The sequence below is a fragment of the Agromyces kandeliae genome (genome assembly GCF_009674665.1).
In the GTDB taxonomy this organism is placed as follows: Bacteria; Actinomycetota; Actinomycetes; order Actinomycetales; family Microbacteriaceae; genus Agromyces; species Agromyces kandeliae.
Genome location: NZ_WKJD01000018.1, coordinates 85,087 through 98,985 on the forward strand (window position 1 = coordinate 85,087; position 13,899 = coordinate 98,985).

Below are 13,899 nucleotides of genomic sequence, written 5' to 3' on the forward strand. Positions count from 1 at the left end.
GTTCGCGCGTCGGGCCTCAGGTCGACTCGGGCGCGCCCCCGCTCCGCCCTGACACCGCCCGTGCCGCCGCCGCGGCCCTCTCGACCCACTTGGGCGTCGCTCCGTAGCGCTGGAACGGCACGAGCTCGCCGGCTGCGCTGCACTCGACGAGCTGCGACATCCGTCGTTCGCGCGTGGCTTCCTGCTTCGCGGACAGCACCCAGTAGGCGACCACCTTGCGGTAGCTCGGAGTCGCGACCTCCCAGAAGGCGGACGCTGCGGCATCCGCCTCGAGCATGCGCGTGAACTCGGGCGGCATCGCCTGCTCGGGGTTCTCGAAGGAGTAGATCGACGACCGGTCGTCGCTGCGTCGCTCGTACGCGGCAATGCCCGCCGGCCGCATGCGGCCCTCGGCCGTGAGTCGTTCGACGTGCGCGATGTTCACGGCCGACCAGTTGCTCGTCGGCTTCCGCGGAGTCCAGCGCTGCCGGCGGGCGAGGTCGTCGATGCGCTGGGACACCGAGTCGATCCAGCCGAAGCACAGCGCCTCGGGCACCGCCTCCTCCCATGTGAGCCCCCGCTCGGGTGCGCCCTTCTTGTAGAGGCCCATCCACAGCTCGGTCTCGGTCTCGTGGTTGGCCTCGAGCCAGGCTCGGAATTCGTCGGGGCCGGAGAAGAAGATCGCGGGGCGGTCGGGCGTTCCGCCCGGCGTTCCGATGGAGCCGCTCATGCCACGAGTCTGGCAGGAGCCGCCGACGCCGGCACCGGCACGCGGGCGGGTCGCCGCGCCCGCACCGCACCGACGCCCCGCCGGGCCGATCGTCCACCGAGGTCGACGCAGAACGCGCAATTCGTCCCGAGAACTTTTGACATCGTTGACGCGAAAGTTGCCCGACCGATAGACAGAGCGCACGCTCGATCCGGCCGCGCACCTGCGGGGCCGGGCCGGCCGGCCGGAGTCGGGGGACGACGGTGTTCGCGGGTTCTCCCTTCGGCGCAGGCTCCATCTCAGGGTCCACCGCAACGAGGGGGAAGACATCGATGTCCACGATGAGACGCAGGGTGCTCGGGGGGTCGGCGGCGTTCGCGGCGCTCGCCGGGCTCGTCCTGACCAGCATGACGCCCATCGGTCCGGCCAGCGGCACCGAGCCGCTGCCCGAGCTCATCCGAGACGCCGGCGATGACGTCGCCGTCGTCGAGGTGATCGTCGCCGACGCCGCAGAGCTCGACCGCCTGGTCGACACCGGCGTCGACCTCGACCACGCCGCCCATGCCAACCCCGACGGCACGATCACCGCGCACGCGGTCCTCAGCGACGGCGAGGCCGACGCGCTCCGGGCGCACGGATTCGCGGTCGGGAAGTCCCTGCACGACGAGGACGACACCGCTGCCGTGCTCGCCGAGCGCGACGCGACCATCGCCGAGGCGGTCGCCGCGAACGAGGAGTTCGCCGAAGCGGCCGAGGCCGCCGACGTCTCCGACGTCAAGATCATCCGCGCCGATTACTACACCTCGTACGGCGTCGGCTACCTCTCGGTCGAGGCCAAGTGGGCAGAGGGCCAGACGAACTCGGCCCAGCTCACGGTCGAGCGCGACAGCGGTCCGGGCACCGACCTCGGCTCCGGCGGCAGCCAGAACATCAACCGCTTCGTCGACGCCGGCGTGTACCTGTACCACCGCGGCGCCGCCGTCGTCGAGACGCGGCCCGACATGATCCGCATCGTCAGCCCGACCGGCGACGTCGCCACCGCGAAGGTGAACGACTGGCTCCCGCTCGACGGCGACGACGCGTTCGGCCCGAACTACCAGAGCGACTTCATCACGTCGTACCTGACGCCGACCGAACTCTACGACCGCATCGCGGACCTGGCCGGGGAGTTCCCGCAGATCTCGGAGATCGTCGAACTGCCCTACAAGACGAACGGCTACCGCCGCCTCGCCCAGGCGGTGCTCGGCTCCAGCAGCAGCACCCGCGTCGCGGTCGACTCGATCGCCTGGGGCCATGAGGGCGGCAACGACCTCAGCGTCGCGACGGTCGACCCCGGAGCGCCGAACTCGGCGCTCTCGGTCTCCGTCACCGGCGACGACATCACGGTGTCGCTCGCGACGGACGCCGCCGGCGCGGTCACGAGCACCGCCGCGCAGGTCGTCGCGGCGATCAACGCCTCGCCCGAGGCATCCGCCCTCGTCGTCGCGTACACCTACCGCGGCAACTCCGGGTCGGGGGTCGTCGCCCCGGCGGCGGCGGACCTCACCGATGGCCTGTCGGCGCCCGAGACCGTCTCGCGCGACCCGCACCCGGTGTACGCGATCCGGATCGGCAAGGTGCGCGACGGCTCCAAGCCGGGGGTCCTCGCCTACGCCCAGGAGCACGCACGCGAATGGGTCCCGCCGCTCGTCGCGGTCGAGACCGCCGAGCGGATGCTGCGCAACTACGCGCAGGATGCCGAGACCAAGCGCCTCGTGAACAACCTCGACATCTGGATCGTGCCCTCGGTCAACCCGGACGGGGGCCACTACTCGTTCTACGACTTCAACTCGCAGCGGAAGAACATGTTCAACCACTGCGAGCGGACGGGCAGTGCCGACTTCCTCGCCAGGAACACTTGGGGCGTCGACAACAACCGCAACTACGACACGTACAGCCTCTTCGACGGCTACAACGGTGCATCGACGTCGTGCACGAGCAGCACGTACGCCGGGCCGAGCGAGCTCAGCGAGCCGGAGAGCGCCAACGTCGACTGGATCGCGGCCGAGAACCCGAACATCGAGTTCTCGATGAACCTGCACAGCTCGGGCAACTACTTCATGTGGTCGCCCGGTGCGTACATCACGCCGGGTCGCATCTCGGCGCCGCGCCCGACGGTCGAGGACGAGGCGTACTTCTGGGGCGCGTCGTCGCGGATCCTGTCCGAGATCAAGCGCTACCGCGGCCTGTCGGTGACGCCGGCGCGAACGGGACCGGTCTCCGACGTGCTGTACTCGGCTGCCGGCAACTCCGGTGACATGCTCTGGTACAAGTACGGCATCTACGCCTGGAACTTCGAGGTCGGGACGCAGTTCCAGCCGCCGTTCGAGAACGAGAACCCGATGGGCGCCTCCGCGCACGCCGAGTCGCAGGAGTTCGCGAACGGCCTCGTCGAGCTCATGCGCGTGGCGTACGACTTCGACAGGGACTCGCAGCGGCCCTCGAGCTCGGTGGTCGTCTCGGCGAGCGCCGAGGCGGGCATGGTCGACGTCGTCTTCGAGACGTCGGAGCCGGCGTCGGTGTTCTACACGGTCGACGGATCCAAGCCGACGTTCGCGTCGACGATGTATGCCTCCGCCGGCATCCGCGAGGGCGGTGAGACGGTCACCGTGCCCGCGGGCACCAGCATCAAGTGGTTCTCCGTCGACTCCGCCGGCAACATCGAGAAGAACTACAAGCCCGACGGGGGCGGGACCAACTTCAGCACGACCACGGCGAACGCGCCGAGCTGAGCCTCCCTGCCCAGGCCCGAACCGGCTGCGGCCGCGGCGTCCGAACGGATGCCGCGGCCGCGGTCGTCGGCGTAGGGTGTGCCCATGTCCGACACCGCCATGCCCGAGGCCGTCCGAGCGTTCGTCGACACCACCAACGCCGGCGACTCCGAGGGGTTCGTCGCCGCCTTCACCGAGGACGCGTACCTCAACGACTGGGGTCGCGAGTTCCACGGCCGCGACGGCGTCGCGAGCTGGAACGAGACCGACAACATCGGCAGGAACGCGCACTTCGACGTGCACGGCATCAGGGCGGGGCGGATGCCAGAGCAGTACCTGCTCACGGTGACCGTCTCGGGCGACGGGTACAACGGGCCGGGCGTCTTCACGTTCGACCTGCGTGACGGGCTGATCGCGCGCTTCCTCATCGCGTAGGCATGCGATCCGGACATGCGCTTGCACAGGGCGACGCGACGGCGCACACTGCAACCATGACCACTGAGGCCGATGAACAGCAGGCCGTCGAGCACGTCGTCTCGCGCCTGCTGGAGCGCTTCCCCTCCCTCTCCGAGGATCACGTGCACGCGATCGTCGACGAGGAGCACCACCGGTTCGACGGTCGACCGGTCCGCGACTTCGTGCCCGTGCTCGTCGAGCGCGAGGCCCGCAAGCGGCTGAAGGCGGAGGCGAAGAGCGTCGACGTCGAGCCGGACGCCGCGGCGCTCGCCGCGGCGGACGAGGTCCGGCGCGCCGACGGCGCCGAGGTCGACCCGATGGAGCTCGCGCGACGCCGCGAGGTCGACGGGAGCGACTTCCTCTTCGGGGACCTCGGCGGCCGCGCGTCCTGAGCCTCGCGGGGCGACTGCGCGGGGCGGCTGCGCGCGGGACCTTCCGCCGGTGGAGCCGACGCCGCCCGACGTACCATGGCAGGACCACGCCCCGAACCGCAGACGGGAGTCGCCATGGTCCAGGTCCGCGTCCTCGGGATCGCGCTCGACGCGGCCCGGCAGCACATCGTCCTGCTGAAACCGCTGGGTGAGGAGTCGGCCGAGGGGCGCGTGCTGCCGATCTGGATCGGCGAGCAGGAGGCGACGTCGATCCTCATCGCCCTGGGCGGCGACCATGCGCCCCGTCCGCTCACGCACGACCTGCTGGTCACCCTCATCGAGGCCGTCGGCGGCAACCTCGAGCGCATCGACGTGACCCGCATCGAGGAGGGCACGTTCTACGCCGAGCTCACGCTCGTCACGCCGACCGGACCGCTCGTGATCGATTCACGGCCGTCGGACGCCATCGGCATGGCCGTCCGCATCGACGCGCCCCTCTTCGTGGCCGACGCGGTGATGGATGACGCGGGGATCCCGGCGGAGATGGTCGAGCACCACGACAGCGAGGACGAGGAGAAGCTCGAGGAGTTCAAGAAGTTCCTCGAGGACGTCGACCCGGAGGACTTCCAGGGCTGATCGGGCGCGCGCCGGCGGAGTGGACGCCACCCGGCGGCGCGCTCGTAGCATGGGCGGGTGAGCGTGCTGTGGGTCGTCGCCGGGGTCGCCCTCATCGTGATGGGACTCGATGAGGTCTTCCACACGGTGCTGCACCCGACGGGCCGCGGCCGGCTCTCCCACCTCGCCGCCCGATCGACGTGGGCGTTGACCTCCCGCTTCGGACGTCGCGGGCGCACCGTGGCGGGGCCGGTCGCCGCGGTCGCCGTCGTCGCCGTCTGGGCGGCGCTCCAGGTCGTCGGATGGACGCTGGTCTACCTGCCGTTCGTGCCCGACGGCTTCGAGTACAACCCGGGCATCGACCCGGAGGCCTACCCGGCGATCGTCGAGGCGTTCTACTACTCGACGGTGAGCATGTCGACGCTCGGGCTCGGCGATGTGTACCCGACCGACCCCTGGCTGCGCATCTTCGCGCCCCTGCAGGGGCTGATCGGGTTCGCGCTGCTCACCGCTGCGGTGGCCTGGTTCCTCCAGCTCTACCCGGACCTCGGACGTCGGCGCACGCTGGCGCTGCGCATCGCGCTCATCGGGCGCGCCGACACGGCGGGGCACCTCCTCAACATGGAGTCGGCCACGTCGAGCGGACTGCTGGACTCGCTCACGGCCGCCCTCGCGCAGTCTCGCGTGGACGTGTGGCAGAACTCGGAGTCGTACTACTTCACCGAGGCGGAGGAGACGGCGTCGCTCGCCGCGCAGTTGCCCTACGCGCTCCACCTGGCCCGGCTCGCCCGGCGCTCGTCGGACCGGACCGTCCGCAACAGCGGCCAGATGCTCGAGGAGGCGATCGACGACTACGCGAGCGTGCTCCGCGATCGGTTCATGCGGGTGGGCTCCGATACCGGCGAGATCCTGCGCGAGTACGCGCGGCAGCATCGGCAGCATCCGACCGTGCCCGATGAACCGGCGGGATCGGCCCCCGCCTGAACCGGCCGCTCGCACCTCCGCCGGCGCCGCGCGGCAGAATGGCCGACATGGATGCCGCGTTCCCGTCGCTGACCGAGATGCCCGCGCCGCAGTTCGTCATGTCGGGGGAGGGGCGTCGCATCGCGACGTACTCGTGGGGCGAGGAGGACGCGCCGACCGTCCTCTGCGTGCACGGCTTCGCCTCGAGCTGCCGTGACAACTGGGCGAGCACCGGATGGGTGCGCGACCTGCTGCGCGCCGGATTCCGGGTGCTCGGGGTCGACCAGCGCGGACACGGGGCGAGCGACACGCCGCACGAGGCGTCCGCCTACGGCATGGACTCGTTCGTCGGCGACCTCGTCACCGTCCTCGACACCTACCTCGTCGACACCGTGCGCTACGTCGGGTACTCGCTGGGCGCCCGGGTCGGCTGGCAGGCGGCCGTGCAGGTGCCCCAGCGCATCGAGCGGGCCGTGCTCGGGGGCATCCCCGACGGGCGGCCGCTCGCGCGCATGCAGATCGAGCAGGCGCGCGCCTATGCCGAGCACGGCACACCCGTCGACGACCCCGTCACCCGCAACTACGTGACGCTCGCGGAGCGCGTCGCCGGCAACGACCTGCTCGCGCTCGTCGCGCTCGCCGAGGGCATGCGCGCCGGCGACGCCGATCCCGACCCCTCGAACCCGCCGCCGCAGCCGATCCTCTTCGCGACCGGCACCGAGGATGCGATCATCGAGCAGTCGCGCGCGCTCGCCGCGGCGACGCCCAGCGGGTCGTTCGCCGAGATCCCCGGTCGCCACCACTTCAACGCGCCCGGGTCGCGGGAGTTCCGGCGCGCCGCGATCGGGTTCCTGTCCGAGGCGCGGTGATCGGCGTGCGGCGCGATCTCAGCCCGCCGTCTCGAAGTACAGGTGCGTGTGCAGCCGGCAGCGCGGGTTGAACGCCGCGGCGCACTCCGGGCAGGCCTCGACCTCGAGGTAGGCGGCGATCGGGAGTTCGGCGCCGCACGCTCCGCAGAGGACGGCGCGCGCATCGCGTTCGGCGACGGGCCACTGCCGTGCGGTGTGCCCCGCGGCCTCCTCGTGGCAGAGGTGGCACGGGTAGTACTCGCCGCAGCAGGCGAACCGGATCGCGACGATGTCGACCTCGGTGCGGTAGTGCACGCAGCGGGTCTCGTCGTCGACCACCGCGCCGAGCACGCGCGGTCGTGCGGGCGGGGCGTCGTGCGTCATGCCTCCATCATCCCCGGAACACGAGGATCGGGAGCAGCACGAACGCCGACCAGAACAGGCCCGCGACGAGCACGGTGCCGGTGAGCGCCACCAGCGCGAGCCCCCATGGCCGCACGCGCAGCACGCCGGCGACCAGGACGGCCGAGCCGACCGCGACCTCGATCCACCACCACACGGGGCTCGTCGTGTCGGCGACGACCGTGAGCCCGTAGACGCCCTCGCCGACGAGGATCCCGGCGAGCACCGAGGTGCCGAGCGCGAGCTGCATGCCCCGGCGGCGGAGCGCGTGCGCCGCGCACCCGACGACCGGGCCCGCGAACACGCCGATGATCGCCCAGGTCGTCGGGTCGAAGGCGATGCCGCGCCAGCCGGATGCGACGGCGTAGCCGAGCGTCAGCGAGACGAACGACGCCGCGCCCGCGAGGGACGCCTCGGGGTACGTGCGCGCGAGGAGGAGGACGAGCAGCGCGGTCGGGATGGTCCAGCCCCCCGCCGAGTTCGCCGCCGACGCCGTCTCGGCGGGGAGCAGGAGCTGACCCCACGAGGTGAGCCCGCCCAGCACGACGGCGGCGACGGCGACGAGCAGGATCCGCCGCGCGGCGGCGAACCACGGATGCCGCGGTGCGTGCGCCGGGACCGGGCCGCCGATGTGTCCGTGGGCGTCCACGCGCGCGGCGCCCGGGCCGGGTGCCGCCGGACCGGGCACGCCACCGGGTGCTCCCGCGCCGCCCGGCGCAGGGGCCCGACCCGTGCTTCGTGCCATGCAACGCACGCTAGACGCCATCGGCCCGCCCCGCGTCATCCGCTCGGCTGACTCGCAGGTGGGCCGGCGCCTCGGCTCAGGCCCGGAACAGCAGGAGGCTCGCGAGGTACGCCAGGTAGGCGACGACGAACACGGCTCCCTCCACCCGCTGCATGCGCCGTCCCGTGAGGAACACCGGGATGCACGCGATCGTCGCCGCGACCATGACCGGCAGGTCGATGGCGAGGATCCCCGGGTCGACCCCGATCCCGTCGGCCGGGACGAGGCTCGTGATCCCGAAGATGAACAGGATGTTGAACACCGTGCTGCCGAGGAGGTTGCCCACGGCGATGTCGCGCTCGCGTCGGATGGTCGCCACGATCGCGGTCACGAGCTCGGGCGACGAGGTGCCGATCGCGACGATCGTGAGTCCGATGACCGAGACCGGGATGCCGAACCCCTCGGCCATCGCGACCGCGCCGCTCACGAGCCAGTCGGCGCCGAGGACCACGATGCCGATGCCCACGACGAGCTGGACGGCATCGCGCACGGCCCGGGTGCGCGCCGCGGCGACGCGTGCCCGAGGCTCGCCGAACTCGCGCGCGAACTCGGCGCGCGCGGCGAGGCCCTCCCGGCGCGCTGCGCGGACGATGGTCACCGTGTAGACGATGCCGAGCATCACGAGCAGTGCCCCGTCGAAGCGCGTCACGACGCCGTCGGCGCAGAGCAGCAGGAGGGTCACCGCGGCGACCACCATCGCCGGGAGGTCGAGCCGGATCGCGTGCGACCGCAACGTGAGCGGCCGGATGAGCGCGGCGATGCCGAGGATGAGGAGCACGTTCAGCGTGTTCGTCCCGACGATGTTGCCGAGGGCGAGCGAGCCGCTTCCCTGTGCGGCCGCATCGATGCCGATCGCGAGCTCGGGCGCGCTGGTGCCGAGCGAGACGACGGTCACGCCGATCACCATCGGCGAGACGCCGAGCCGCGCGGCGAGGCGCGTGCCGCCGCGCACGAGCAGCTCGGCGCCGCCGACGAGGGCGAGGAGGCCCGCGACGAGCAGCAGGGATTCGGACATGCCGCTCCCTCCGAGGCTCGCCGGTTCGCAGGTCCGTCCGTTCGACAGTAGGGCCTTTCGCAGCGAATCCGCAGGTGCAGGTCGGGAGCGAACGCCTAGCGTCGGAGGCATGAGCGACGGCGGGCGCGACGGCGCCGCGGCCCGCGCGGGGAGCGCGCGGTGGAGTCCGCTGCGTCGTCGTCGCGACGAGCCGCCCGCCTGGACGCGGGCGCTCGCGGAGGGCGACGATGCCGGGCTGTTCGGTCCGGGGAGCGCGGTGTGGGCGGTCAACGGCGCCCTTCCGACGCTCGTCGCGGGCATCCGCGCGCTGCTCCTGCAGACCCTGCACCCGGGCGCGATGGCGGGCGTCCACGATCACTCGCGGTACCGGGAGGACCCGCTCGGGCGGCTCGACGGCACCGTGCGGTGGGTCGCGACGACGACCTTCGGCGACCGGCGTGCCGCCGCGGCGGCGTGCGCCGCGGTGTCCCGACTGCACGAGCGGGTGACGGGGACGTACGTCGACGCCCGCGGAGCGACGCGCGCCTACGCCGCGAACGACGAGGAGCTGCTGCGGTGGGTGCACGACGCGTTCACCGAGGCGTTCATCGGCGCGCACGAGCGCTGGGGCGGTCCGATCCCGGGCGGCGCCGACGCGTACGTGCGCGAGTGGGCGGAGGTGGGGCGGCTGATGGGCGTGCGCGAGCCGCCGACGTCGCTCGACGCGCTGCGCGCCGAGCTCGACGGCTTCCTGGAGGGCGCCCGGCCCGACGAGCGCGTCGCCGAGGCCGTGCGGTTCATCCGGCGCCCCGGCCTCCCGGGGGTCGTGGGCGGTATCTACCCGATCCTGTTCGGGGGTGCGGTCGCCTCGCTCGACGCGCGCGAGCGCAGCCTGCTCGGCCTCCGGCGGCCGTGGTGGCCCGCGGTCACGCTCACGCGCGCGGTGCTCGCCATCGGCGCGCAGCGGTTCGGGCGGATGTCGCCGAGCGAGCGCAACGCGCGGCAGCGCCTCGCACGGCTCGCGGGCGCGTCGGAGTCGGCCTCGCGCGCCTGATCCGCGCCCCTCCCGACCCGGCTCAGTCGCCGGGGTCGTGCCCGCGGTGCAGGCTCGGATCCCCGCCGGGCTCCACCATCGCGCCGAACTCGTCGGCCGCGAGGGTCGCGATCACGCCCGTGTCGGCGCGCTCCTCGTCGTCGGCGCCGCCGACCGCGGCGGTCGCGCCGGCGCCGGCGCCGACGGCTCGACCGGAGCCCGCCGCCGCCCGCTCGTCGGCGGCTGCGCGTTCGTCGGCCGCCTCCTGCAGCGCCGACTTGGCGCGCAGCGGCGGCGTCCGGAAGAACAGCGAGAGCACGAACGCGATCAGCACCACGACGAGTGCGACCCAGTACACCTGCACGGCCGACTCGTTGAAGCCCACGAGGAACGGCTTCGCCAGCCTCGGATCAGCGCCGGTGAGGAAGGACGTGTCGTCGAGCGCGCTGCTGCCGACCGAGGCGCCATCGCCCTCGTCGCCGGACTGCGCGCCGTCGAACGCCTGCTGCACCGCGGGGAGCGCCTGCTCGACGACCTGCTGCCGTGCCGCATCGTCACCCAGGTCGACCTGCGGCGGCAGGCTCGCGACGATGGGCTCGACGATCGGCGTGTAGATCGTCGCCATGATCTCCTCGTTCGCGGGCGCCTCGGCGACCGTCGGATCGAGGGCCGCGTCGAGGGCGTCGGAGAGCGTCGCCTCGTCGGAGAGCGAGCCCGTGACGTTCGCGGGCATGAGCGTGAACAGGAGCGAGAGCAGCACCGCGGTTCCCGCGGTGCCGCCGATCTGGCGGAAGAACGTGGAGGCACTGGTGGCCACGCCCATGTCGCGCAGCCCGACCGAGTTCTGGCTGGCGATCGTGAGCGTCTGCATGAGCTGTCCGAGCCCGAGGCCGATGAGCAGCATCGCGCCGGCCATGACCCAGTACGACGAGTCGTACTGGAGGGTGGTGAGGTCGAGGAAGCCGCCCGCGAGCATCGCCGTGCCGAGGATCGGGAAGATGCGGTAGTGGCCCGTGCGCGCGATGATCTGCCCGCTCAGGATCGAGGCGATCATGAGGCCGAGGATCATCGGCAGCATCTGGAAGCCGCTCTCGGTCGGGGTCGACCCGAACACCAGCTGCAGGTACAGCGGGATCGTGAGCATCGCGCCGAACATGCCGAAGCCCACGAACACGCCGATGACGGTCGCCATCGAGAAGGTGCTGGAGCGGAACAGCTTCAGCGGGATCAGCGCGTCGTCGCCCATGGCGCGCTCGATGAGGACGAACGCGATGAGGCCGGCCGCGCCGACCGCGTAGCAGGCGACCGCGAGCGGGCTGGTCCAGCCCCAGTCGCGCCCCTCCTCGGCGACGAGGAGGAGCGGCACGAGCCCGATGATGATCGTGGCGGCGCCCCACCAGTCGATCCGCACCCCGGGGCGGGCGTGCTTCGGCAGGTGCAGGAAGCGCAGCACGATGGCGAGGGCGACGAGGCCGATCGGCACGTTGACGAGGAACACCCACCGCCACCCCGCGATGCCGAGGATCTCCTGGGCACCTGCGAACAGGCCGCCGACGAGCGGGCCGATCAGGCTCGAGATGCCGAACACGGCGAGGAAGTAGCCCTGGTACCGCGCGCGTTCGCGCGGGGCCAGCATGTCGCCCATGATCGCGAGCGGCATGGACATCAGGCCGCCGGCGCCGAGGCCCTGGATGGCGCGGAACGCGGCGAGCTCGAGCATCGAGGTCGAGAACGTCGCGAGCAGCGACCCGACCATGAAGATCACGATCGCCGCGATGAACAGCGGACGACGGCCGAAGATGTCGGAGAGCTTGCCGTAGATCGGCGTCGAGATCGTCGAGAGGATCAGGTACGCCGTCGTCACCCACGCCTGCTGGCTGAGGCCGTTCAGGTCGTCGCCGATGGTGCGGATCGCGGTGCCGACGACCGTCTGGTCGAGAGCCGAGAGGAACATGCCCGCCATCAGGCCGAAGATCACGAAGAGGATCTGCCTGTGCGACATCAGCGGCGTGGACGCCGGTGCTGGATTCGTCATGACAGGTCGATGCTAGCCCTCAGGGCGTTCCCTGTTGCCGCGCCGGTCGGGGGTCGATAGGTTCGGCCCTGCACGGCACGCATCATGCGTTCCAGCCTTGTCGAGGAGGCCCCGCGATGCTCTCCAACCACAACGTGCCCGCCGTCCAGGCACCCGATCGCCGCCTGCTGCGCGCCTTCGCGTTCGACCCGATGAGCTCCCGGCTCAGCGGCCAGTTCCTCACGGTCGACATCCCGTTCGAGACGGGCCTCCGGCCGGGCCCCGACGGCGAGCTCGTCCAGGTCGTCGACTACGACGCGACCCGGCGACGGTGGTACCACCCCGTCGACCTCGACGACCCGCCAGTGCTCGCGCAGGAGGGGCTCCGTCCGTCCGAGAGCGATCCGCGGTCGCACCAGCAGATCGTCTACGCGATCACGATGAGCGTCATCGAGCGGTTCGAGCGGTTCACCGGTCGTCGCTTCCGCTGGCGCGGCGACGACCGCCTCCGGCTCGTGCCGCACGCGTTCTACGGCCGCAACGCGTACTTCGACCCGGACCGGCGCGCGGTCCTCTTCGGGTACTACCGCGCGGACGACTCCGACTCGCAGGCGAACCTGCCGCACCAGCTGATGTTCACGTGCCTCTCGGTCGACATCATCGCCCACGAGGTCACGCACGCGATCGTGCACCGGATGCGGCCGCTCTTCACGATCGCGACGAACTCCGACGTCTTCGCCTTCCACGAGGCGTTCGCCGACCTCGTCGCGCTGTTCCACCACTTCCTGTTCACCGACATCGTCGAGGACTTCGTCGCCGGCTCGCGCAGCGAGCTCGCGGATGCCACGGCGCTGCTCTCGCTGGCGGACGAGTTCGGCCGCTCGACCGGGCGAGGCGGGCCGCTGCGCTCGGCGGTCGGCTCGACGCCCGACCCGGCCGACTTCCACGCGGCGCGCGAGCCGCATCGCCGCGGCGCGATCTTCGTGGCGGCCGTGTTCGACGCGTACCTCGCGACCTACCGATCGCGGATCGCGGACCTCCGACGGCTGGCCACCGGGGGCTCCGGCGTGCTCGCCGACGGCGAACTCTCGCCCGACCTCGTCCGCCGCATCGCCGGTGAGGCGGTGAAGAACGCCGACCGGATCCTCGGCATGGTGGTGCGCGGATTCGACTACCTGCCCGCCGTCGACGTCACGTTCGGAGATGTCGTGCGCGCCGTGATCACGGCCGACCGGGACCTCTTCCCCGACGACCGGGGCCATCTCCGCGGCCACCTCGTCGAGGCGCTGCGTCGCCGCGGGATCTTCCCGCCCGGCGTCGTCTCGCTCGCCGACCAGGCGCTGCTCTGGCGTCGCCCGACCATCCCGCTGAACCTCACCACGGGCGATGCGACGGTCGACCTCGGGCAGCTGATCCTCGACTCGACGATCAAGCTCGACCCCGCCGCGTCCTCGGTCACCGCGGCCGGCAACGCCGCCAAGGAGCGGTCGAAGGCGGTGTACGCGCAGACGGTGAACTGGGCGAAGGCGCACGCCGTCGAACTGGGCCTCGATCCCCACGCGGGTCGGATCCGGGTCCTGGGCATGCACGTCGGGTTCCAGAGCGGTGGCGACGGCCAGCCGCACCCGAGGATCTTCATCCAGATCGTGCAGCGGCGCGAGGACCTCGAGTCGGGAGCCGATCGGGACACCCGGACCCGACTCCACGCGGCCTGCACGGTGATCGCGAACGTCGACGGGCGCGTCGCCTGGCTGGTCCCGAAGCCCCTGCCGTTCACGCGCCCGGCCGAGCTCGCGAAGCTTCCGGAGTCGCTCCGGGCGCACGGCCGCCACCAGCACGCCGCCGGCGTGGCACGCCTCGAGGAGATCCACGAGTGGTTCGACGAGGTCGAGGACGGCGACCCGCTCGCGATCTGGCTCGACGAGCCCGCCGTCGGCCGGCTGACGTTCGCGAGCCTGCACGCACCGGAGGGGGACTGAGC

13 protein-coding genes are annotated in these 13,899 nt (G+C 71.9%); 8 read left to right on the top strand and 5 right to left on the bottom strand.

The annotated features are described in order from the left end of the window. Positions 1 to 16: 16 nt before the first annotated feature. Positions 17 to 709 carry a YdeI/OmpD-associated family protein gene (locus tag GJR97_RS13175; protein ID WP_154347190.1) on the bottom strand — a complete coding sequence of 231 codons (693 nt, stop codon included), beginning with the start codon at positions 707 to 709 and terminating at the stop codon, positions 17 to 19. A gap of 311 nt (positions 710 to 1,020) precedes the next feature. On the opposite strand from GJR97_RS13175, the gene GJR97_RS13180 reads away from it, so the two are divergent. From GJR97_RS13180 to GJR97_RS13205, 6 genes are all read left to right on the top strand, one after another. Continuing rightward, the gene (locus GJR97_RS13180) at positions 1,021 to 3,459 is read left to right on the top strand and encodes a M14 family metallopeptidase (protein WP_154347192.1); all 2,439 of its coding nucleotides are present in this window, start codon (positions 1,021 to 1,023) and stop codon (positions 3,457 to 3,459) included. A gap of 84 nt (positions 3,460 to 3,543) precedes the next feature. Beyond that, a complete protein-coding gene (locus GJR97_RS13185; protein WP_154347194.1) occupies positions 3,544 to 3,873 on the top strand; it encodes a nuclear transport factor 2 family protein in 330 nt (109 codons plus the stop codon). A gap of 56 nt (positions 3,874 to 3,929) precedes the next feature. Next, positions 3,930 to 4,286, top strand: coding sequence for a three-helix bundle dimerization domain-containing protein (locus tag GJR97_RS18345; RefSeq protein WP_229276279.1), 357 nt, complete (start codon positions 3,930 to 3,932; stop codon positions 4,284 to 4,286). A gap of 114 nt (positions 4,287 to 4,400) precedes the next feature. Beyond that, positions 4,401 to 4,901: a bifunctional nuclease family protein gene (locus GJR97_RS13195; protein WP_154347196.1), complete on the top strand. Its 501-nt coding sequence runs from the start codon at positions 4,401 to 4,403 to the stop codon at positions 4,899 to 4,901. 57 nt (positions 4,902 to 4,958) lie between these two features. Then, positions 4,959 to 5,864, top strand: a complete 906-nt coding sequence (locus tag GJR97_RS13200) for a potassium channel family protein (RefSeq protein WP_154347198.1) — start codon at positions 4,959 to 4,961, stop codon at positions 5,862 to 5,864. A 47-nt stretch (positions 5,865 to 5,911) separates the two neighbouring features. After that, entirely contained in the window at positions 5,912 to 6,712 is an 801-nt protein-coding gene (locus tag GJR97_RS13205) for an alpha/beta fold hydrolase (RefSeq protein ID WP_154347200.1), read from the top strand. A gap of 18 nt (positions 6,713 to 6,730) precedes the next feature. Here the strand turns inward: GJR97_RS13205 and GJR97_RS13210 are convergent, their stop codons facing one another. The 3 genes from GJR97_RS13210 to GJR97_RS13220 form a co-directional block, all read right to left on the bottom strand. Next, a complete protein-coding gene (locus GJR97_RS13210; protein WP_154347202.1) occupies positions 6,731 to 7,075 on the bottom strand; it encodes a CHY zinc finger protein in 345 nt (114 codons plus the stop codon). Positions 7,076 to 7,082: 7 nt separating this feature from the next. Beyond that, positions 7,083 to 7,838: a DUF6518 family protein gene (locus GJR97_RS13215; RefSeq protein WP_154347204.1), complete on the bottom strand. Its 756-nt coding sequence runs from the start codon at positions 7,836 to 7,838 to the stop codon at positions 7,083 to 7,085. A gap of 76 nt (positions 7,839 to 7,914) precedes the next feature. Continuing rightward, entirely contained in the window at positions 7,915 to 8,892 is a 978-nt protein-coding gene (locus tag GJR97_RS13220) for a calcium/sodium antiporter (protein WP_154347205.1), read from the bottom strand. 109 nt (positions 8,893 to 9,001) lie between these two features. Here GJR97_RS13220 and GJR97_RS13225 point away from each other — a divergent pair, with 109 nt between their 5' ends. Then, positions 9,002 to 9,925, top strand: coding sequence for an oxygenase MpaB family protein (locus GJR97_RS13225; RefSeq protein WP_154347207.1), 924 nt, complete (start codon positions 9,002 to 9,004; stop codon positions 9,923 to 9,925). 22 nt (positions 9,926 to 9,947) lie between these two features. Here the strand turns inward: GJR97_RS13225 and GJR97_RS13230 are convergent, their stop codons facing one another. Further along, a complete protein-coding gene (locus GJR97_RS13230) occupies positions 9,948 to 11,939 on the bottom strand; it encodes an MDR family MFS transporter (protein WP_229276280.1) in 1,992 nt (663 codons plus the stop codon). A 116-nt stretch (positions 11,940 to 12,055) separates the two neighbouring features. On the opposite strand from GJR97_RS13230, the gene GJR97_RS13235 reads away from it, so the two are divergent. Then, entirely contained in the window at positions 12,056 to 13,897 is a 1,842-nt protein-coding gene (locus GJR97_RS13235; protein WP_154347209.1) for a gluzincin family metallopeptidase, read from the top strand. Positions 13,898 to 13,899: the final 2 nt, after the last annotated feature.

Bases quoted from the DNA above. Each gene is read 5' to 3' on its own strand.
- GJR97_RS13175 (WP_154347190.1), bottom strand. From the start codon at position 709: ATGAGCGGCTCCATCGGAACGCCGGGCGGAACGCCCGACCGCCCCGCG.
- GJR97_RS13180 (WP_154347192.1), top strand. From the start codon at position 1,021: ATGTCCACGATGAGACGCAGGGTGCTCGGGGGGTCGGCGGCGTTCGCG.
- GJR97_RS13185 (WP_154347194.1), top strand. From the start codon at position 3,544: ATGTCCGACACCGCCATGCCCGAGGCCGTCCGAGCGTTCGTCGACACC.
- GJR97_RS18345 (WP_229276279.1), top strand. From the start codon at position 3,930: ATGACCACTGAGGCCGATGAACAGCAGGCCGTCGAGCACGTCGTCTCG.
- GJR97_RS13195 (WP_154347196.1), top strand. From the start codon at position 4,401: ATGGTCCAGGTCCGCGTCCTCGGGATCGCGCTCGACGCGGCCCGGCAG.
- GJR97_RS13205 (WP_154347200.1), top strand. From the start codon at position 5,912: ATGGATGCCGCGTTCCCGTCGCTGACCGAGATGCCCGCGCCGCAGTTC.
- GJR97_RS13210 (WP_154347202.1), bottom strand. From the start codon at position 7,075: ATGACGCACGACGCCCCGCCCGCACGACCGCGCGTGCTCGGCGCGGTG.
- GJR97_RS13215 (WP_154347204.1), bottom strand. From the start codon at position 7,838: ATGGCACGAAGCACGGGTCGGGCCCCTGCGCCGGGCGGCGCGGGAGCA.
- GJR97_RS13220 (WP_154347205.1), bottom strand. From the start codon at position 8,892: ATGTCCGAATCCCTGCTGCTCGTCGCGGGCCTCCTCGCCCTCGTCGGC.
- GJR97_RS13225 (WP_154347207.1), top strand. From the start codon at position 9,002: ATGAGCGACGGCGGGCGCGACGGCGCCGCGGCCCGCGCGGGGAGCGCG.
- GJR97_RS13230 (WP_229276280.1), bottom strand. From the start codon at position 11,939: ATGACGAATCCAGCACCGGCGTCCACGCCGCTGATGTCGCACAGGCAG.
- GJR97_RS13235 (WP_154347209.1), top strand. From the start codon at position 12,056: ATGCTCTCCAACCACAACGTGCCCGCCGTCCAGGCACCCGATCGCCGC.